17 protein-coding genes are annotated in these 20,143 nt (G+C 40.0%); 7 read left to right on the top strand and 10 right to left on the bottom strand.

The window, feature by feature from the left end; translation table 11 throughout:
• Window positions 1–458: 458 nt before the first annotated feature.
• Window positions 459–920 carry a DUF721 domain-containing protein gene (locus H4J65_RS16500; RefSeq protein ID WP_182183977.1) on the bottom strand — a complete coding sequence of 154 codons (462 nt, stop codon included), beginning with the start codon at window positions 918–920 and terminating at the stop codon, window positions 459–461.
• Between the two features lie 76 nt (window positions 921–996).
• On the opposite strand from H4J65_RS16500, the gene H4J65_RS16495 reads away from it, so the two are divergent.
• From H4J65_RS16495 to mutT, 3 genes are all read left to right on the top strand, one after another.
• Window positions 997–1,845: a M23 family metallopeptidase gene (locus H4J65_RS16495; protein WP_259364544.1), complete on the top strand. Its 849-nt coding sequence runs from the start codon at window positions 997–999 to the stop codon at window positions 1,843–1,845.
• A 139-nt stretch (window positions 1,846–1,984) separates the two neighbouring features.
• Complete coding sequence (secA, locus tag H4J65_RS16490; RefSeq protein ID WP_182183982.1) at window positions 1,985–4,663, top strand: preprotein translocase subunit SecA; 2,679 nt, start codon at window positions 1,985–1,987, stop codon at window positions 4,661–4,663.
• 502 nt (window positions 4,664–5,165) lie between these two features.
• The gene (mutT, locus tag H4J65_RS16485; protein WP_182198854.1) at window positions 5,166–5,561 is read left to right on the top strand and encodes an 8-oxo-dGTP diphosphatase MutT; all 396 of its coding nucleotides are present in this window, start codon (window positions 5,166–5,168) and stop codon (window positions 5,559–5,561) included.
• Between the two features lie 235 nt (window positions 5,562–5,796).
• On the opposite strand, the gene yacG is transcribed toward mutT, so the two are convergent.
• The 9 genes from yacG to H4J65_RS16440 form a co-directional block, all read right to left on the bottom strand.
• A complete protein-coding gene (gene yacG / locus H4J65_RS16480; protein ID WP_182136586.1) occupies window positions 5,797–6,033 on the bottom strand; it encodes a DNA gyrase inhibitor YacG in 237 nt (78 codons plus the stop codon).
• Between the two features lie 169 nt (window positions 6,034–6,202).
• Window positions 6,203–6,952 carry a cell division protein ZapD gene (gene zapD / locus H4J65_RS16475; protein ID WP_182183990.1) on the bottom strand — a complete coding sequence of 250 codons (750 nt, stop codon included), beginning with the start codon at window positions 6,950–6,952 and terminating at the stop codon, window positions 6,203–6,205.
• Between the two features lie 100 nt (window positions 6,953–7,052).
• Window positions 7,053–7,682: a dephospho-CoA kinase gene (gene coaE / locus H4J65_RS16470; protein WP_182198853.1), complete on the bottom strand. Its 630-nt coding sequence runs from the start codon at window positions 7,680–7,682 to the stop codon at window positions 7,053–7,055.
• Window positions 7,683–7,808: 126 nt separating this feature from the next.
• Window positions 7,809–8,690 (bottom strand): A24 family peptidase, encoded by an 882-nt coding sequence (locus H4J65_RS16465; RefSeq protein ID WP_310649948.1) that lies wholly within the window; start codon window positions 8,688–8,690, stop codon window positions 7,809–7,811.
• A 157-nt stretch (window positions 8,691–8,847) separates the two neighbouring features.
• Window positions 8,848–10,104, bottom strand: coding sequence for a type II secretion system F family protein (locus H4J65_RS16460; protein WP_182198852.1), 1,257 nt, complete (start codon window positions 10,102–10,104; stop codon window positions 8,848–8,850).
• A gap of 299 nt (window positions 10,105–10,403) precedes the next feature.
• Window positions 10,404–12,110: a type IV-A pilus assembly ATPase PilB gene (pilB, locus tag H4J65_RS16455; RefSeq protein WP_182198851.1), complete on the bottom strand. Its 1,707-nt coding sequence runs from the start codon at window positions 12,108–12,110 to the stop codon at window positions 10,404–10,406.
• Window positions 12,111–12,241: 131 nt separating this feature from the next.
• A complete protein-coding gene (locus tag H4J65_RS16450) occupies window positions 12,242–12,703 on the bottom strand; it encodes a prepilin-type N-terminal cleavage/methylation domain-containing protein (RefSeq protein WP_220465183.1) in 462 nt (153 codons plus the stop codon).
• A gap of 291 nt (window positions 12,704–12,994) precedes the next feature.
• On the bottom strand, window positions 12,995–13,882 hold the full coding sequence (gene nadC / locus H4J65_RS16445) for a carboxylating nicotinate-nucleotide diphosphorylase (RefSeq protein ID WP_182198850.1): 888 nt from the start codon (window positions 13,880–13,882) through the stop codon (window positions 12,995–12,997).
• Window positions 13,883–14,404 carry a TIGR02281 family clan AA aspartic protease gene (locus H4J65_RS16440; RefSeq protein WP_182136461.1) on the bottom strand — a complete coding sequence of 174 codons (522 nt, stop codon included), beginning with the start codon at window positions 14,402–14,404 and terminating at the stop codon, window positions 13,883–13,885. It lies immediately after the preceding gene.
• Between the two features lie 98 nt (window positions 14,405–14,502).
• Here H4J65_RS16440 and ampD point away from each other — a divergent pair, with 98 nt between their 5' ends.
• From ampD to aceE, 4 genes are all read left to right on the top strand, one after another.
• Complete coding sequence (ampD, locus tag H4J65_RS16435; RefSeq protein ID WP_220465182.1) at window positions 14,503–15,096, top strand: 1,6-anhydro-N-acetylmuramyl-L-alanine amidase AmpD; 594 nt, start codon at window positions 14,503–14,505, stop codon at window positions 15,094–15,096.
• 134 nt (window positions 15,097–15,230) lie between these two features.
• On the top strand, window positions 15,231–16,112 hold the full coding sequence (gene ampE / locus H4J65_RS16430; RefSeq protein WP_182198849.1) for a beta-lactamase regulator AmpE: 882 nt from the start codon (window positions 15,231–15,233) through the stop codon (window positions 16,110–16,112).
• Between the two features lie 414 nt (window positions 16,113–16,526).
• A complete protein-coding gene (pdhR, locus tag H4J65_RS16425) occupies window positions 16,527–17,297 on the top strand; it encodes a pyruvate dehydrogenase complex transcriptional repressor PdhR (RefSeq protein ID WP_182136565.1) in 771 nt (256 codons plus the stop codon).
• A gap of 149 nt (window positions 17,298–17,446) precedes the next feature.
• Window positions 17,447–20,122 (top strand): pyruvate dehydrogenase (acetyl-transferring), homodimeric type, encoded by a 2,676-nt coding sequence (gene aceE / locus H4J65_RS16420; protein ID WP_182136459.1) that lies wholly within the window; start codon window positions 17,447–17,449, stop codon window positions 20,120–20,122.
• Window positions 20,123–20,143 lie beyond the last annotated feature (21 nt).

Below are 20,143 nucleotides of genomic sequence, written 5' to 3'. Positions count from 1 at the left end.
ATCTGTGAAGGAGGCATAGATATGGCTAAATTTTACCAGTCTGACGACATAAATGCTGAGCTATAAATAGCTTTGATTTTTTAGCTGACAATGGCAACTAAAAGAAAACTGCTTTTACTTTACTGCTTTGTTGGATTTTTGAACATTAGGTTATGTGTTCGCTGAACGGTTGACGGACTAAAGTCCGACCTACAAAATCTAGCTCAAGGCTGTAATATCACCTGCAAGCACCAAAACACCGAGAAATCGTTCGTAGTCTCAATCTAGGCTGGACGTTAATCCCTCGGCTTGATGTCTTAACGGTGGCAGCTGAACAGCCAATATTAATGAATATTGCACAAAGAAATATAACCTTTATTGCTTATATCAGTGTTACTGCTGCAATAAGCTATGGCTAAAGTACATTCCTAAAAGTGATGGATAAGCTTAAGAGTGATAAGTAAGTTGCGTATATCAAACTATTTATTAGCGTGTGCAGCCAGTTTTTCGAGTTTCTTACGTAAACTCTCGGGCGCAGTTGCCGCTATTTTTAATAAATCTGCGGCAGTAGCAGCTGAAATTGTTGAATTAATAGCGTTGGGGATAACCGTTTTTTCGGGAACTTTATGTCGAAAAGGCGTGATCTTTATCTCTATTTGATTAAACTCATTGTTGGTCACTTGGGCTAGTTCACGGCAAATATTCATTCTTTCAAATTGTAAACGTTGGCTCCAAACAGCTGATTTTACCTCAATAATAATAGCATTGGCTTTGAAATTGGCTATTTTGAAGACATCGGCTGGTAGGTCGGGGCAAATTTGGCGTACAATGTCCGACAATACGGTTAAAGAGTTGGTTTTTGCGGCTATTTGTGCCAAAGTGCCTGACGTTGAATTAAACAGCGCTGACATGTCTGTGGGGATTCTAGATTTTCGTGCCATAAGTCAGCTCTGAACAAACGATAAATGAAATATGAGTTTAACATTACTATACCGTGGAAAGAACGTTAGATTTTCAATGAAGCTAAATAAGCTGCATTGGTTATCTGCTCTCGTTGTCTTTGCCTTGGTTTCTGGCCTCATTGTGCATTTAATTGCTTCAGCAGATGACGTACCACAAAATCCGGCTTATCTCCTGTCAAGTTTACCCACTATTGATAACCTTAAAGTCAACAGCCAAGTAACCGCAGTAACCATGAAATTGGCCGAATTACAAAGCCAAGTATTGAGGTTAAATGCTTTAGGCGATCGCTTAGCAGAAGAAGCTAGCATTCCAGACAATGAGTTTAATTTTCAACAAGCGCCGCCTAGCGGTGGCCCAATGTATCAGGCCGATAGTGTTAAGCAAAAAAGTTTAGCCGAATTGAGCCAAGGTATAGATACATTGGCAGAAACACTCGAACATGAAGAAAAACAATTAAAAATGCTTGAATCTGTTAGTTTTGGACACCATATAGAGAATACTCGGTATTTATCTGGTCGACCAATTACTAAGGGTTGGTTGTCATCGTATTTCGGATTACGTAAAGACCCTTTTAATGGTAAACCTGCCATGCATAAAGGTGTTGATTTTGCGGGCAGTGAAAATGATGACATTATTGCCACGGCATCAGGTGTGGTAAGTTGGGCGAGTTCTCGTTACGGTTATGGTAATTTAATTGAGATTAATCATGGTGATGGTTTAAAAACTCGCTACGGTCATAATAAAACCATAGCAGTATCCGTTGGTGATGTAGTTAACAAAGGTCAAGTTATTGCGAAAATGGGCAGTACAGGGCGCTCGACAGGGCCGCACGTACACTACGAAATTTTACGTAATAACCGACAAATAGATCCAAGAAAATATGTTTATCGCAAAGCAAAATAATGCAAAATAATAACTTTTGCTCTAATTTCAGTTGTTTAAAATAGAACTGGCATTACAATACTAAGCAAGTTTATGTGATCGGCTCAACCGATCATTTTATTTTCAGTTGAAGATATTCTTCTCAATATGGTTTAACACGATGTTTGTAAATATAATGACAAAACTGTTTGGTAGTCGAAATGATCGATTGCTTAAACAAATGCAAAAAGAAGTAAGTAAGATTAATGCCCTAGAGCCGGTTTTTGAGGCACTCAGTGATGAAGAACTAAAAGCAAAAACACCTGAGTTTAAAGAACGTATTGCACAAGGCGAAGAGCTTGACGCTCTGCTTCCTGAAGCTTTTGCGGTAGTACGCGAAGCGAGTAAACGGGTATTTGGTATGCGTCATTTTGACGTGCAAATGATCGGCGGCATGGTGCTCAATTCTGGTAAAATAGCGGAAATGCGTACCGGTGAGGGTAAAACACTTACCGCCACCTTACCGTCTTATTTAAATGCACTAACCGGTAAAGGTGTGCATGTAATTACGGTCAATGACTATCTTGCTAAGCGAGATGGCGACTGGAATCGGGCATTATTTGAATTTTTAGGCATGACGGTGGGTTGTAATGTCGCGGGTATGGCACCAGAAGATAAGCAAGCCGCTTATAATTCGGATGTTACCTACGGTACTAACAACGAATTCGGCTTTGATTATCTGCGTGATAACATGGCTTTTTCACCAGAAGAGCGGGCACAAAAACCGTTAAATTTTGCGGTTATCGATGAAGTTGACTCGATATTAATTGATGAAGCACGTACACCGCTCATTATTTCTGGCCAAGCAGAAGATAGCTCAGCGCTTTACCGTAATATCAACCTCGTTGTACCGACACTAGTACAACAGGAAGAAGAAGATAAAGAAGGTGAAGAAAGTACCGGTGACTTCACTATCGATGAAAAAGCCAAGCAAATTTATTTAACTGAGCTTGGTCAAGTTCGTATCGAAGAAATCATGCTCGAAAAAGGCTTGATGCAGCAAGGAGACTCACTTTTCTCAGCAGCAAACATTACCTTATTACATCATGTTATGGCAGCGTTACGTGCACATAAGCTATTTCAAAGAGACGTTGATTACATCGTAAAAGACGGCGAAATTGTTATTGTTGACGAGCATACCGGACGTACAATGGAAGGTCGTCGTTGGTCAGAAGGTTTACATCAAGCTGTTGAAGCAAAAGAAGGTGTAGATATTCAAAACGAAAATCAAACACTGGCGTCAATTACCTTCCAAAACTTTTTCCGTATTTACAATAAACTGTCAGGAATGACAGGTACAGCCGACACTGAAGCGTTTGAGTTTAATCATATTTATGCTTTAGAAACCGTAGTTATCCCAACAAACCAGCCAATGGTACGTAAAGATTTACCTGATTTAATTTACTTAACAGGTGAAGAAAAGTTTGAAGCCATTTTAGAAGATATTAAAGATTGTGTTAAGCGTGGGCAACCGGTATTGGTGGGTACCATCAGTATTGAAACTTCAGAATTTTTGTCGTCATTCTTAAAGAAAGAAAAAATTAAGCACAAAGTACTTAACGCTAAATTTCATCAACAAGAAGCTGAAATTGTTGCTGATGCCGGGAAAATTTCCGCCGTGACTATTGCCACTAACATGGCGGGTCGTGGTACCGATATAGTACTGGGTGGTAACTTAACCACTACACTTGAAAAGCTAAATAATCCCAGTGAAGAGAAAATTGCTGAAGTTAAAGCGGCTTGGCAAGTAGAGCATGACAAAGTATTAGCCGCCGGTGGTTTACACATTGTTGCGACAGAACGTCATGAATCTCGTCGTATTGATAACCAATTGCGTGGTCGTTCGGGTCGCCAAGGTGATGCGGGTTCAACACGTTTTTACCTGTCAATGGAAGATAGTTTGATGCGAATTTTTGCTTCAGAGCGTATCGGCAACATGATGCGTAAACTTGGCATGGAGCACGGCGAAGCTATTGAACACCCTTGGGTAACTAAGAGTATTGAAAACGCGCAGCGTAAAGTTGAAGGTCGTAACTTTGACATTCGTAAGCAATTACTTGAATTTGATGATGTTTCAAATGATCAACGTAAAGTTATTTACGAACAACGTAATGAATTAATGGATGAAGCCGATATTGCTGATGTGATTACCGCTATCCGTGCTGACGTGGTTAATGGCCTAATTGGCCAACATATTCCGCCACAATCGTTAGAAGAAATGTGGGATATTACTGGCTTAGAAGAGCGCTTTAAAGGCGAACTTACGCTTGAACTACCTATTGCAAAATGGCTAGAAGAAGACAGTAATTTGCATGAAGACACTTTACGTGAAAAAATCTTAGATACAGTTGATGCCAGTTATGCAGCCAAAGAAGAAATGGTGGGTGCTGAGGTTTTACGTCAATTTGAAAAAGCTGTTATGTTGCAAAGCTTAGACTCGCATTGGAAAGAGCACCTAGCGGCGATGGATCATTTACGTCAAGGTATTCATTTACGTGGTTACGCGCAAAAGAACCCGAAACAAGAATTTAAACGTGAGTCGTTTGAATTGTTTGCTGAGTTGCTTGATAACTTAAAATACGACGTTATTGGTATCTTAAGTAAGGTACAAATCAGAGCAGAATCTGATGTTGAAGCTGTTGAAGAGCAACATAGAAAAGCCGATGAATTGCCCAAAGAGTTTAAGCATGAATCAGCTTCAGCGCCAGAACAAGCAACCTTGCCACGTGTGGGTCGAAATGAACCTTGCCCATGTAACTCAGGTAAGAAATATAAGCAGTGCCACGGTAAATTAACCTAAGCACTCAACAAGTAAATTGTTGATAAATGCCAGTCACTTGACTGGCATTTTTATTTTCAGGATGAGGGTGTGTCACAATCACATGGCCGTTACTACCGATCCATGGCTGCACGGCATTAGTGTATGCTTGCACGCCAGGTGAAAGAGTGACAATGTGCAGACATGCTCATTTTTGAGGCATGGTTGTTTTGTGTTTCAATGCAGTTGAAATAGCCTGTAGTTTAATGGACTAAAGTGCAGCTGATAGGATCTACGGGTGGTATGTGGTGTAGGGCCGTTTTTTTGTAGGTCGGACTTCAGTCCGTCAACTATTAAGCTGGCGATCAACATGATGTGCTAGCAAGTATCTGCAGCGGGTATAATCTTTTATACACGTTTGATTAATTAAATGAGCTAGTTTTTACTTCAGCGTTTAAAAATGCGCAGATAATAAATTAACCTAGTATTAGATAAGTATTAGATAAGTATTAGATAAGTATTAGATAGGTATTTAGGATAAATAATGACAAAAATTGTGCATGTGGCGGTTGGGGTGATCAAGCAAGATCATAAGTTTTTTCTCACTAAACGATTAGCTGATAGTCATCAGGGTGGCAAGTGGGAATTTCCCGGTGGCAAAGTTGAAGAAAATGAAACTGTTCATCAAGCGCTTCACAGAGAGCTAAAAGAAGAAGTCGCCATTGAAACCCTGACGTGTACACCATTAATGCAAATCAGCCATGATTACGGCGATAAAAAAGTGTTACTAGACGTATTTGTTGTTGATAACTTTAACGGCCAAGAAAAAGCTTTAGAAGGGCAGCAATCAGGTTGGTTTAGTTTAGCCGAGTTCGCTACTTTAAACTTTCCGGCGGCTAATCAAGCCATTATTGAAAAGCTGATAAAAAATTATCAATAATATTTTATCGTTGATCCACTCTAACAATAGCGGCACTATTAACATTAACAGCGCTTATGTTAAGTAAGCTATATTTTACTAAGTTGATTAATTAGCTGTGCATTTTTAATAGTTAAAATGCAAAGCTACGGCGTTATAAATTTAATAAGGTGAATAACGCCTTATTAAATTTTATGCCTGGTATCTATCCATTTTTGCAGATAAAAAGGGGATCACTTAATTAATCAAATGGCTATTACTCAGGTTCAACAAAGAATTTGTTATGTTGTAAAAATTCGGCTTCTAAAGCATCGAGCATCTCTTCATTTAACTCAACAGCACCTTGCACGGGTTGGCTAATTTTATGATTCTCGTCAGCCCAATCACCAATATCGATTAACTGGCAACGTTTACAACAAAATGGACGATATTGACTTTCTTCTTGCCAAATGACTTCTTTTTTACAAGTGGGACAAGCTACTTTTAGTGTCATAAGAATTACTACTAACTTAAAATTGTTATGTCATTATAAGAGAATTTTACTTAAGCGGCTAGGGGAAGCGATAAGCTTTCAGTTTTAAGCTGTCAGTTAAAAGCTAGCAGCTTAAAACTAACAACTATGTCGATACTGATAGCTGACAGCTTAAAACTATTAACTCTGTTTATTTACACCGAGCCAACTGGAAGTGGGTTGTTTGCTTGGCGTATTTACGGCCGCTTTCATTGCAGGGCGTCATAAAGCGTATTGAGTAGCGAAAACGGTTACCACTAATGATGGGATAAAAAGGTAGATGATCCGCAATCTTGATACGTAATAATATTAACCCTTCGCCATTGTCTTGGTAAAAGCCACTATCGGTTGTTACTTCCTTGAACTGCGTCCGTTGACGAACAAACTTTAGCACCAGTGATAAAGCGGCACTAATTTGTGCCAGTAGCGACAGCCAATGGCGACATTGTGCTTCAACTTCAGCGCTTGGTTGGCTTAACCAAAACTGTAATTGTGGTAGATCAAAGCGCGAACTGCCGCCCTGAATCGCGAAACGCTGCTTTAACGCCATCAAAAATTTATCATCTTTGAATTGCAACCACTTAGGGCTAGGGACTTTTAATTGGCTGGAGAGGGCAACCGTTTGTTTTAAGTTATCTTCGAGCGCGGCGCTATTAATATCTGGAATTTGTGACCAAAGCACTAAATTTTGTTCTAGTTTTTCTAAGTCTTTAATCAAGTCACCACGTATATCATTACGATCAACGGTATCTAAAATGGCAAATAAAGCATTAAAAAACACACTGTGACTAGTGGCCATATTGTATTGTAAGCAGTCTGAAGCTTGGACAAATAATTGCTCAAGTTTTAAATAATTACGAATACGCTCATTGAGCGGATGTTCATACAGTATAGCGGTCATTAATTAGAAACTTTTTTTGAAAATGAGTGAGTGATGTCTTTATAGTACGCACAGCTTGGTAAAATGGCGAATTTTTTTATCAAAAACACTGCCCAAAGGCTTACTTATCAAGGCTAGAGTGGAAAGTGCTAGCAGATAATAACTGGTATTTTTTATCTAAAATTATCACCTGTTGGCGAATATCTTCAAGACTTTTATGCTGATTATTGATGATGTCATCAGCAAAGCTTAGGCGTTGTTCACTCGGCATTTGGCTCGCTATAATACGCTTGATTTCTGTCGCTGAACTTGGATCACGCGCTAGGGTGCGTTCAACTTGGCTTGCTTCGTCAACATTAACCACTAAAACGCGGTTGACCATTTTATGTAAATTATTTTCTAGCAGCAAGGGCGCCACTAATAGGCAATAGCTGCTTTTGGCCTGCGCTATTTGGCTGACTATTTCTGCTCGAATTAACGGGTGTAATAAATTATTTAACCAAGCTTTATCTTGAGGCTGACTAAAAATTCGGCTGCGCAGTTTTGCTCGGTTAAGTTCGCCATTATCAGCAATATAGTCAGCGCCGAAATGCGCTTTAATCGCTAATAGTGCTTTACTGCCGGGCTGCACAACAATACGGGCGGCAATATCTGCATCGATAATGTCGATGTTTAACTCGGCGAAAATATCACTGACGGTGGTCTTGCCACTGCCAATGCCGCCGGTTAAGCCTACAATAAATTCAGACATAAATAATTCCTGTTTAAGCTTTAAGTTTGAAGCTGTCAGCTATCAGTGTCACCTAACCGTCTAGAGGCGATTGTTTTCACTGAAAGCTTCTTTTACTGACAGCTTTTTCCTGTCTTCGAGCGCTTGTTAAGTCAATGTACTTAAATACCAAGACCAAATGCCATTACCCCAGAGTAGCGTTATCCAACCTGCAACCGCTAAATAGGGGCCAAAGGGGATCACTTGCTCTCGCTGGTGATTTTTAAATACTATTAGGCTAATGCCAATAACAGCGCCAACGGCTGAGGCCATTAAAATCAGTAAGGGTAATAACTGCCAGCCTAACCAAGCACCAAAAAGCGCCACCAGTTTAAAATCGCCATGGCCCATACCTTCCTTGCCGGTCATTAACTTAAATAACCAAAATATACTAAACAAGCTCAAGTAACCGGCAACCGCGCCAATAACCGCTTCGTTTAATGGCACAATACTGCCATTAATGTTAACCAATAGTCCTAGCCATATTAATGGCAGCGTTATTTGATCAGGTAATAGCATGTGATCAAGATCAATTAAGGTTAAACAAATTAAGCCCCAAGTTAATACTAATAGCATAAGTGTGGTGAAGGTAACGCCATAGTGGGCGGCAATAACCACACTTAATAGCGCAGTAGTTAATTCAATTAACGGATAACGCCGCGCTATTTTCTCCTGACATTGACTGCATTTACCGCGTAAACATAACCAACTTATGACAGGAATATTTTCGTAAAAACGAATTTTATGTTGGCAAGAGGGGCAGCTAGAACTTGGCGTTGACAGGGTAATAATCGCTTCTACCGGCTTGACGGGTTTAGCGAGTTCATCAGCTAAAAATTCACGACATTCTCTTTTCCAACCTTGTTCTAGTATTTTAGGTAAGCGATAAATAACCACATTTAAAAAGCTCCCTATTAGTAATGAAAAAACGATGACAACACCATAGAAAAATGCGGGTGAGTGGGTCATTAGTGTAATAAAGTCAGTCAAAAGAATAGGCCTCAAAATGTAGATGATTTATGTTAATGGCTTTGATTAAATAATGCCAAGTGAACAAAAAAACGATGACAAGCATCGCTTTAATTTCATTGTGTTAAGTAAATGGCAATGTCTATAGCAATGTCTATGGCCAGTGCTTTAAGGTAACTTATACCACCATACCAATTTGAAAAATAGGTAAATACATGGCAATAATTAAGCCCCCGATAACCACACCTAGCACCGCCATAATCATAGGTTCAAGCAGTGTGGTTAAATTGTCCACCGCATTGTCAACTTCTTGCTCATAAACCGTAGCCACTTTCGCCAGCATATCGTCAACTGAGCCAGACTCTTCACCAATGGCGACCATTTGCACCACCATATCAGGAAAAATAGCACAATTGCGCATGGCTAAGTTCATTTGCATACCTGAGGTGACTTCAGCGCGAATCTCTAAAATAGCCTCACGAAATACCGCATTACCTGAGGCGCCGGCAGCAGACTCTAACGCATCAGGTAAAGGTACACCAGCGGCAAAGGTGGTTGATAAGGTTCTGGCATAACGAGCAACAGCTGCTTTTTTTAGCACGCTACCAATAACAGGAATTTTTAATATTTTTCTATCAACGCTATCGCGAAAAGTCAGACTATTGGTATGGGCTTTTTTAAAGAAGTAACTGCCAACAAATAGCCCGGCAAGACCAAAATACCAATATGCCTGCATAAATTCTGATATCGCAATAACCAGTAACGTAAAGCCGGGTAGTTCTGCACCAAAACTAGCAAAAATGTCTTGGAATACCGGCACCACAAAAATCAATAAAACTGAGGTAACAATAAAAGCGATAACTAAAACAGAAATAGGATAAGTCATGGCTTTTTTGATTTTTGCTTTTAGTGCTTCTGCCTTTTCTTTATAGGTCGCAATGCGTTCATAGATAGTTTCAAGTGAACCAGATTGTTCGCCTGAGTTAACTAAATCACAATATAAATCATCAAAATATTTTGGGTGCTCACGCAAGCACTCAGACAGTGGGATACCCGACTGTAATTTGTGACCTATAGTGGCGAGTAATTTTTGCATATTACCATTGTTGTGGCCAGAGCCGATCATTTCAATGGTTTGCACTAAGGGTACGCCAGCCGATAACATGGTGGCAATTTGGCGAGTAAGCACGGCAATATCAACCGGCATGATTTTTTTATCGCCGCCCAGCCCAAATAAAGGTTTAGCTTTTTTGCTGATTTTACCTGGGGTTATACCTTGCTTACGCAGCTGGGCTTTAAGCTCTAAGATGCTGGTGGCATTAAGCTCACCATTGATTTTTTTACCTTTGCGGTTTAGCCCTTGCCATTTATAAACATCAAGCGCTTTAACTTTAGTTTTTTTGTTTTTTACTTTTACTGTTGAAGAAACAGCCATGGGCTTAACCTAATTTTTTTATTGTTTAGTTATGGTCTAGTTATGGTCTAGTTATGCTTTAGTTATTGTCTAGTTATTACCTAGCTATGGTTAGCTTATTGCTAGCCATAGCGCTAGGTTAATTCTTATCATTGTTATAGTCACATTGAGCTTATCGCTATTGGCTACACTTGGCAATTTTTAGCCAGGGATCGCAGGTTAGCGAACAGCATCTATTAGCTAAGGGGGTAATAAATAAGGCTGACCGTTATCAAACAACCAGTAATATTATAATGTTAAGTGGCGTAGCAGTAAAATGCTTAGGCGTTGGTTACCCGATTAACTTCTTCTAAACTGGTTACCCCTAAAGCGGCTTTTTCAAGCCCTGACTGGCGTAAATTATTGTAGCCTTCACGTTGGCATTGGGCGGCAATATCTAAGGAGTTAGCGCCGTTCATAATTAAGTTCGCGGTAATGTCACTAATTTTTATCACTTCATAGATACCCACTCGACCTTTATAGCCGCCGGTGCAAAAATCGCAACCCACGGGTTTAAATAATTTTATCTCGCTAACTTGCTCAGGTAAAAAACCTTGAGCGAGCAGTTCACTTTCAGGTATGTGCTCTTCTGCTTTGCATTGGGTACATAATCGTCGAGCCAATCGCTGAGCGATAATAATGGTGACAGAACTAGCAACGTTGTATGACGGCACACCCATATTTAATAAACGGGTTAAGGTTTCTGCGGCTGAGTTAGTATGTAATGTTGATAAGACTAAGTGACCGGTTTGCGCGGCTTTAATGGCAATTTCTGCGGTTTCTAAATCACGAATTTCACCAACCATGACAATGTCGGGATCTTGGCGTAAAAATGAGCGTAATGCACTGGGAAAGGTTAAACCGGCGCGGGTATTAATTTGTACTTGGTTAACGCCTTCAAGGTTAATTTCAACGGGATCTTCGGCGGTAGAGATATTTCGCTCTTCGGTGTTTAAAATATTTAAGCCGGTATAAAGTGAAACTGTTTTACCTGAGCCAGTTGGCCCCGTAACTAAAATCATACCTTGTGGTTGTGCTAAGGCATCCATGTAAATTTGCTTTTGCTTGGGCGCATAGCCTAGCATGTCGATGCCTAACATGGCACTTGACGAGTCAAGAATACGCATAACCACTTTTTCGCCCCACATGGTGGGTAGGGTGCTGACACGAAAATCAATCGACTTCTTTTTAGATAAGGCTAATTTAATACGGCCATCTTGTGGCACACGACGTTCAGCAATATCTAATTTTGACATCACCTTTAAACGTGCGGCCATTCGTGCGGCTAGTGATACTGGAGGCCTAGCCACCTCGTTTAAAATACCGTCAATACGAAAACGAATGCGGTAAGACTTTTCATAAGGTTCAAAATGTAAATCTGACGCACCTTTGCGAATGGCGTCGAGCAGTATTTTATTGATATAGACCACAATGGGCGCGTCTTCTTTATCGCCAAGGCCAATGTTTTCCTCTTCTTTTCGCTCTTCTTGAACATCCATGCCAGCTAGTTCTTTCGCGTCGATATCAGAAATATCTAGCGCATCACTGTCGGCTTCTAATAGTTTTTCAATGCAATTGCTTAAAGCGGTTTCGTTGGCAATGACTAACTCGGTCGCATAGCCAGTATTAAACTGAATTTCTTCTAGGGCATCAAGGTTAGTGGGATCAGACATAGCAACAAATAACACTTTGCCACGTAAATATAACGGCAGGGCGTTGTGTTTACGGATCAGTTTTTCGTTACGTATACCATCAGGAATTATCGAGGTATCAAAATGATCTAAGTCGATTAATGGACAACCAAAACTACGCGATAAGGTGCTAGCAATATCTTTAGCATTAATCTCTTTGTCTTCAACTAAATAGCGCAAAAAAGGCTTGTTTTGCCGAATAAAGTCAGCACTAATTTTCCCTGCTTTTTCAGTAGGAACAACGTTATGCTTAGATAGCGCAGAGAGTAGGCTAGATTGTTGATGCAGTCCTTTCATAAATCTCTAAAACTCAGTAATGACCAACAGTTACAGTGTAACTATTTAGTTAAGGAAAAAAACAATTGTTATAAAATTTAAGATAAAAAAAGCCCCTTACGGAGCTTTTTATGATTAGCTTAAGGTGAGGATTAACACATTGCTTTTGTTAAACAAGTACCACCTTGTACCCAAGAAACACCACCATTAGCTATAGTCGCCGTTAAGGTATAAGTAGCACTATCAACTGTAGTTGCACCTGAAATAGTGATTACGCCGTCTGTCATGCCAGCAGATGCAACGTGTGGACCAGCAATTGCGCCGGGGTCATTCGCTACTGGGATACCAAATTCGCCAGCATCTAAATCGGTTACAACAAGTGCTGTCGCAACTGGTGGAGTACCTGCAATTTTTGATTTCGTTTGAACGGCTACTTCAGTAGCCGTTTTGTAGATTGATGAAGCAAGAATTACTTCAGAAAATTTAGCTTTCTTAGTATATGTTTGATAAGCCGGTAATGCTACCGCGGCTAAAATACCGATAATCGCGACCACGATCATTAATTCAATTAGGGTAAAACCTTGTGCTTTTTTGATTGTATTTAGTTTTTTCATTATTAATTCCATATCTGATTATATTTGCTAAATTTATATTGCGGTAAAAAAGACTAAATGTAAATTACTTGTGAAATTTTTTTTAAAATATTTGTCTTTTTAAGGCTATATGACTAATTTTAACGCTATTTAATAACTTATAAATATATTTTTAAGCTATCAGCTATCAGCTATCAGCTATCAGTCATTAGGACTTAGCGGTATTCACTAGCGATTAACTTGGCTTTAGTTTTAAACTGACCGCTTTGAACTGAAAGCTAATAACTTTACTTTATTTTATTTTTTTTCGTTTTAACAAAAACGCATTGACAGATCAACCGCCTGTACGTGTTTGGTTAATGCCCCTACCGAGATAAAGTCGACGCCTGATTTTGCATAATCTGTTAATGTTGCCAGTGTCATATTACCCGACACTTCTAACTTGGTTTTACCGGCCGATATGTCTGCGGTTAATTGCACTGCTTGTTCAATCATCTGCGGGCTAAAGTTGTCCAACATAATGATATCGCTACCGGCATTTAATGCTTGCGTTAGCTCTTCAATGTTCTCAACTTCCACTTCTACTGTTTTATCACTATGGTTGATGCGTGCGGTTTTGATGGCTTTTTCAATACCGCCACAAGCGGCAATGTGATTTTCTTTAATTAAAAAGGCATCAAACAAGCCAATTCTATGATTGACCCCACCACCGCAAGTTACCGCGTATTTTTGTGCACTACGCAAACCAGGTAAGGTTTTACGGGTATCAAGTAGCTTAGTGGTGGTGCCTGACAAGTGTTTAACAAAACTGCTAGTAACGGTTGCGGTACCTGAAAGGCTTTGTAAAAAGTTTAAGGCGGTGCGTTCACCGGTTAATAAAATACGCGCATTACCCGTTAATTCAAATAAGGTGGTATTGGCTTTTACGCTTTCGCCATCGTTAACAAACCAAGTGATTTTGGTGCTGGTGTGGTAAATGTTATCAAGTTGTTTAAACACTTCATTTACCCAAGCAACGCCGCATATAACACAGGCATCGCGACTAATAATGTTAGCTACCGCTTGGTTTTCTAACGGAATAAGTTCGGCGGTTATATCACGGCTAGCGGCGAGTTCTTGGTAGGTATTAACGCCTAGGTCTTCACATAATGCCCAGGTAACGGTTTTGCTGATGTCGTGTAATAATGAGGCTGGTAACATTTAAAGCTGCTCTCGTAAAATTAGTTGTTTTCCGGTTTGGCTAAATTCTACTCTTTTTAGCGCGCTCATGCCCAATAGAATTTCATCAGCCGCCATGCTGGGGTTAATATTTGCTGCTATATCATACAAATAAATATTACCTATGCGTAACTCGTTTATTTGCGTGGTAAAGACGGTAATAATGCCATTAGCGGTTTGCACACGTTGTTGCCCTTGCGCTTGCAGGGCTAGGTTTTCTGCAATATGGGCCGGAATTGACACTTGTGTTGCGCCAGTATCAAGTAAAAAGGTAACCTGGCGGCCATTAATGGCCCCGTTGGTTACATAATGCCCTTGGCGGTTTTGTTCTAAGGTAACGGCGGCTTTACCATTGGCTTGCATTGAAAGCTTAGGGTCTTGATTGGGATTATATTGTCCGTCTAACAAGTCTTGAAAAATAAAAACTAATAAGGCGATGCCAAGCACCCAAGCTATCCAGACAAAACCTTTGCCAAAATTTGCTGTTGTGTCATTTTCAGTCATTTATGTCCAACTCTTAGGTTAATCTGTTTGGTATATCTTGTTCTGTTGTCCACTTTACTATGTAATAGTATCAGGATAAACAATCGGTGAATTATTGTATGTCATCTTTGTCAAATGATCGAAAAAATAGCGCTGAACTGAGCATTAAAAAGGGTTGGCTCAGTGGCGTTGAAATTCAACCGTCGAGCCACTTTGAGCCTAGAGCCGAAAATGAAGCCGTGAGTTTATTGGTTGTGCACAATATTTCATTGCCACCGGGGCAATTTGGCGCTGACCACATCACTGATTTTTTTCTGGGTAATTTAGACCCAAGCATAGATCCTTACTTTGAAAGTATATACCGCCTACGTGTATCGGCGCATTGCCTTATTCAGCGTGACGGCAATATTGTGCAATATGTTTCGTTTAACGATAAAGCTTGGCACGCTGGCCTGTCGTGTTATCAAGGTCGAGAAAAGTGTAATGACTTTTCAATTGGTATTGAGCTAGAAGGTACTGACGATATTCCTTATACTGAAGTACAATATCAACAGCTTAGCCGCGTGAGTCATAGCTTGATCGGCACTTATGCCGGCTTAGAAAATAACATTGTTGGTCATTGTGACATTGCGCCGGGCCGTAAAACAGACCCTGGGCCCGCGTTTGATTGGCCAAGTTTTAGAACATTATTAATACAAAAGCGGTCAGTTTGAAGCTGTTAGCTGTCAGCCGTCAGTAAAAAAATACCAACTTTGGGTTGGGAGTAACTAATAGCTGACAGCTTAAGACTTACAGCTAAAGCGTAGCTGAAGAGCCAAATTTTTTTAAAAACATAGGATAATTAAAAATGAGCTTAATTAGTTTGTTAATTGCACTAGCTGCTGAGCGTTACTTGTCGTCAAGTGCTTGGCAATTTAATACCTTGTACCAACGATATATGGCGGTAATTAAACAGACTAAGTTGCTGGCTAATTATCGACATTCTGCACTGTTAAGTTATGCAGTAATTTTTATTCCTGTACTAGGTTGTCATTTTCTATTGGCACAAGTGGATAACGCTTTACTGTATTTAATTGCCTCCACCTTAATATTGATTGTCTGCTTTGGCTGCATGAAAACGCGCGAGGCTTATAAAAGCTATTTACAATCAGCTTTTAAAGGTGAATTAACTAGTTGTGAGTTGCATCACTTGCAACTACAACAAGATAAAAATATTGCTGACATGGACTTTGGCCAAACAATGGTTTGGTTAAATTATCGTTACTTTATCGCGGTTATGCTGTTTTTCGTTTTATTCGGTGCGGCAGGTGCATTGTTTTATCGCCTATTAACTACGGTAAATGAAAGTGTTAACGCAGAAAGCTCTGCTGCGGATGTTGAGGATGAAGATAGCGAAGAGCGGGCTATTGACGACGGCGATGACGGTGATAAAGCAACGCAACAATTATTATTTTGGGTTGATTGGCTACCGGTTAGGCTAGTTGCTTTTGGTTATATGTTTGTTGGCCATTTCTCAAAAGCCATGCCGGCTTGGATAGATAACTTATTTGAATTTGAAAAAACGCCAAGCCAAGTCTTAATAAGTGTTGCTCAAATGTCGGAAGACTTTATGGTTGACGCGGATGACTATACTGCAGGGCCTTGTTTATTAGTAAAATTAGCCAAACGTACCTTGTTACTATTTCTAGCGGTAATAGCGGTATTAACCTTAACCGGTATTATTTCTTAGCTTTAAATTTAATTAAAGAAAAGAGAAAAGTTTTAAGCTGTCAGTGCTCAGCTGTCAGCTTAAAACCAAAGCCAAGTTTAATCGTCTACCCATATAGCTACACTCTTGTTACTGATAGCTGACAGCTCAAAACTTACCGCTTAGAACATAAAACTACCTATTATAATTTTCATTTCCACAAAGTGAAATCGAAATCGTTTATTCACGCTGCTACACCGGTATCACGAAACTACTTAAGTCGCGTAATTGATTATAAATCACCCACAGTGTTTACAACGCTAAAGGCATTTGTTACATTATATTCGAAATTATCAAATTGGTAAGACCAATTGACCAAGGTATTTGGAAGTAAAGCCAGTGGCTTTAGATACCTAATAGTGCAATAACAAAGGATTTTATATGTCAATTCCGAGTATTAAAAAGCCGGTAAAGCAAGCTAAGTTGTCAGATATTATTTTGGCTCAGCTTGAGACTATGATCCTAGAAGGTAGTGTGAAGCCGGGCGAAAAATTACCAGCAGAGCGAGAACTGGCTAAACAGTTTGATGTTTCCCGTCCTTCGTTACGTGAAGCCATGCAAAAGTTAGAAGCAAAAAATTTAGTCACTCGTCGTCAAGGTGGCGGCACTTATGTTAGTGATAAGATTTTAAGCGGACTGTCAGACCCACTATTTGCCCTAATGGCGAACAATAAAGAATCGCAATTTGATTTATTAGAGTTTCGCCATGGTATTGAGGGTATGTCAGCCTATTATGCGGCTATGCGTGGTACTCAAGCTGATTTTGAAGAAATTCAGCGGAAACATGACAGTATTGGCACCGCGCAATTGGATGACAATTACCGGCTTGAAGCTGAAGCGGTTTTTGGTTTTTACATTGCTATATGCGCCGCGAGCCACAATGCGGTTATTCTGCATTTAGCCCAGAGTATGGCGCCATTGTTGATTGACAACATTGAGAAGAATTTAACTATATTGGCTAAGCGACCTGACGTGTTTAGCCAGATATCTGATTATCGTACACGTTTAATGAGTGCGATTGTCAGTGGCAAGCCCCAAATTGCTTGGGGAGCTAGCCATCGCCATTTAGCCTTCATTGAAGAAGTGCTATTAAAAATGTCGCAGGAAAATAGTCGTATGGAACGCTCAATACGCAGAATGAAACGACCGAAAACTGTCAGCAATTAAAAAATGAATGCTTGCCAAGTGCATGATTTATTACTTGAACGGTATAGGTGTGATAAAAAATTACTACGAATTAACGTTATCTGTTTAATAACAGCTATCTTTAAACCACTCAATTTACTTAACAAACAACAACTGGAGACTAAGTAATTATGTCTGAGCTCCCAAATCTAGATATTGATTCAATGGAAACCCAAGAATGGTTAGAATCAATGGAGTCTGTGTTAGAAAACGAAGGGCCGGAACGCGCTCATTTTCTACTTGAAAAGTTAATCGATAGAGCCCGTCGTAGCGGTACACATTTACCGTTTGACGCCAAAACGGCTTATGTAAACACCATTCCTCCAGGGTTAGAGCCGCATATGCCGGCTGACCAAACCATAGAGGCACGTATTCGTGCTGCTATTCGTTGGAATGCGTTAGTGTTGGTATTACGTGCCTCTAAAAAAGATTTAGACCTAGGTGGCCATATTGGCAGCTTTGCGTCTTCTGCTATGTTATACGATGTTGGCTTTAACCATTTCTTTAAAGCCGCTTCTGAAAAAGATGGTGGCGACTTTATTTTTGCCCAAGGTCATATCTCTCCAGGTATTTATGCTCGTGCTTTTATGGAAGGACGATTAACCGAAGAGCAAATGAATAATTTCCGCCAAGAGTGTGATGGCAAAGGCTTATCGTCATATCCTCATCCGCATTTAATGCCAGACTTTTGGCAGTTTCCTACGGTTTCAATGGGCTTAGGTCCACTACAAGCTATTTATACCGCACGTTTTCTTAAATATTTAACTGACCGTGGTATTAAAGACTGTTCAGACCAACGGGTTTATTGTTTCCTAGGTGACGGTGAAACAGATGAGCCTGAATCACTAGGAGCTATTGGTTTAGCAACACGTGAAGGTTTAGATAATTTAACCTTTATTATTAACTGTAACTTACAGCGCTTAGATGGCCCTGTTCGTGGTAACGGTAAAATTATTCAAGAGCTTGAAGGCACATTTCGCGGCGCAGGCTGGGAAGTGGTAAAAGTTATTTGGGGTTCTTACTGGGATGCGTTAATTGCCCGTGACACTTCAGGTAAATTATTACAGTTAATGAGTGAAACCGTTGACGGTGAATACCAAAACTGTAAAGCCAAAGGCGGTAAATACACCCGGGAGAACTTCTTCAATAAATACCCTGAAACTGCTGCACTAGTGGCGAATATGTCAGATGAAGATATTTACCGTTTAAACCGCGGTGGTCATGATCCAGTGAAAGTTTATGCGGCTTATAAAAAAGCCCAAAACACTAAGGGTCGCCCAACCGTTATCTTAGCTAAAACGGTTAAAGGTTTTGGTTTAGGTGCTTCAGGTGAAGCCTTAAATATTGCCCATAACGTGAAGAAAATGGACCTTGATTCGCTTAAGCATTACCGTGATCGTTTCAATATTCCAGTTAGTGATGAAAATATTGCTGATTTACCTTTTTTCAAGTTCTCAGAAGAAAGTGAAGAATTTCAGTACATGAAAGCACGCCGAGAAGCCTTAGGCGGTTCATTACCTGCACGTCGTCAGCAAGCCGAAGAGTCACTTGATATTCCAGCATTAAAAATATTTGAGCCGATTTTAAAAGGCTCAGGTGAACGTGAAGTATCTTCAACCATGACTTTTGTTCGGGTACTTAACAGCTTATTAAAAGACAAGAAAATTGGTAAGCGTATTGTGCCTATTATTCCTGACGAAGCGCGTACTTTTGGTATGGAAGGTTTATTCCGCCAAGTAGGTATTTATGCTAGCGAAGGTCAAAAATATGTGCCACAAGATGCTGACCAAGTCGCTTATTACCGTGAAGACAAGAAAGGCCAAGTGTTACAAGAAGGGATTAACGAGCTAGGTGCTATGGCGTCTTGGGTTGCTTCAGGTACTTCTTATTCAACCTGTAACGCGACTACTATTCCATTCTACATTTACTACTCAATGTTTGGTTTCCAACGTGTGGGTGATTTAGCATGGGCTGCGGCTGATAGCCAAACGCGCGGTTTCTTATTAGGTGCTACTGCCGGTAGAACCACGCTTAATGGTGAAGGTTTACAACATCAAGATGGTCATTCACACGTACAAGCGGGTTTAATTCCTAACTGTGTGACTTACGATCCAACTTACGGTTATGAAATTGCCGTTATTGTGCGTGAAGGTTTACGTCGTATGTATGAAGAAAATGAAAATATTTTCTTCTACTTAACGCTAATGAATGAAAACTATCAACATCCGGCTATGCCAGAAAACAAAACGGTTGAAGATGAAATCATTAAAGGTATTTACCAACTTGAACGCGTTGAAGCTAAAAAAGCTAAAGCGAATGTGCAATTAATGGGCTCAGGTACTATTTTACAAAAAGTGCGTCAAGCCGCACAAATTTTGTCAGCAGACTATGGTGTATCAAGTGACGTTTATTCAGTAACTTCGTTTAATGAATTAGCCCGTGAAGGCCAAGCAGTAACGCGCTGGAATATGTTACACCCAGAAAGTAAGCAACAAACAGCCTATATCTCTAAGGTGATTACGAGCGATAAAGGCCCAGCGATTGCCGCAACTGATTATGTTAAAAACTATTCTGATCAAGTACGTGCTTATATCAATACTGAGTATCGTGTTCTAGGTACTGACGGTTTTGGTCGTAGTGACAGCCGTGATAATTTGCGTCAACATTTTGAAGTGGATCAAAACTACATTGTTGTTGCTGCACTTTATGAATTGGCTAACCGTGGTGATATTAAACACGCTGTGGTAAGTGAAGCGATTAAACGCTTTAATATTAACGCTGACAAACTTAACCCGCTTTACGCGTAATTAAGACTAGATAAGGAATTA

This window comes from Colwellia sp. MB02u-9 (assembly GCF_014077085.1).
In the GTDB taxonomy this organism is placed as follows: Bacteria; Pseudomonadota; Gammaproteobacteria; order Enterobacterales; family Alteromonadaceae; genus Cognaticolwellia.
Note: the sequence above shows the minus strand (reverse complement) of the source record. Positions and strands in the feature narration are given on the sequence as shown.

Excerpts from the sequence above, each read along its gene's own strand:
- H4J65_RS16500 (WP_182183977.1), bottom strand. The coding sequence starts at position 920 with ATGGCACGAAAATCTAGAATCCCCACAGACATGTCAGCGCTGTTTAAT.
- H4J65_RS16495 (WP_259364544.1), top strand. The coding sequence starts at position 997 with ATGAAGCTAAATAAGCTGCATTGGTTATCTGCTCTCGTTGTCTTTGCC.
- secA (WP_182183982.1), top strand. The coding sequence starts at position 1,985 with ATGTTTGTAAATATAATGACAAAACTGTTTGGTAGTCGAAATGATCGA.
- mutT (WP_182198854.1), top strand. The coding sequence starts at position 5,166 with ATGACAAAAATTGTGCATGTGGCGGTTGGGGTGATCAAGCAAGATCAT.
- yacG (WP_182136586.1), bottom strand. The coding sequence starts at position 6,033 with ATGACACTAAAAGTAGCTTGTCCCACTTGTAAAAAAGAAGTCATTTGG.
- zapD (WP_182183990.1), bottom strand. The coding sequence starts at position 6,952 with ATGACCGCTATACTGTATGAACATCCGCTCAATGAGCGTATTCGTAAT.
- coaE (WP_182198853.1), bottom strand. The coding sequence starts at position 7,682 with ATGTCTGAATTTATTGTAGGCTTAACCGGCGGCATTGGCAGTGGCAAG.
- H4J65_RS16460 (WP_182198852.1), bottom strand. The coding sequence starts at position 10,104 with ATGGCTGTTTCTTCAACAGTAAAAGTAAAAAACAAAAAAACTAAAGTT.
- pilB (WP_182198851.1), bottom strand. The coding sequence starts at position 12,110 with ATGAAAGGACTGCATCAACAATCTAGCCTACTCTCTGCGCTATCTAAG.
- H4J65_RS16450 (WP_220465183.1), bottom strand. The coding sequence starts at position 12,703 with ATGAAAAAACTAAATACAATCAAAAAAGCACAAGGTTTTACCCTAATT.
- nadC (WP_182198850.1), bottom strand. The coding sequence starts at position 13,882 with ATGTTACCAGCCTCATTATTACACGACATCAGCAAAACCGTTACCTGG.
- H4J65_RS16440 (WP_182136461.1), bottom strand. The coding sequence starts at position 14,404 with ATGACTGAAAATGACACAACAGCAAATTTTGGCAAAGGTTTTGTCTGG.
- ampD (WP_220465182.1), top strand. The coding sequence starts at position 14,503 with ATGTCATCTTTGTCAAATGATCGAAAAAATAGCGCTGAACTGAGCATT.
- ampE (WP_182198849.1), top strand. The coding sequence starts at position 15,231 with ATGAGCTTAATTAGTTTGTTAATTGCACTAGCTGCTGAGCGTTACTTG.
- aceE (WP_182136459.1), top strand. The coding sequence starts at position 17,447 with ATGTCTGAGCTCCCAAATCTAGATATTGATTCAATGGAAACCCAAGAA.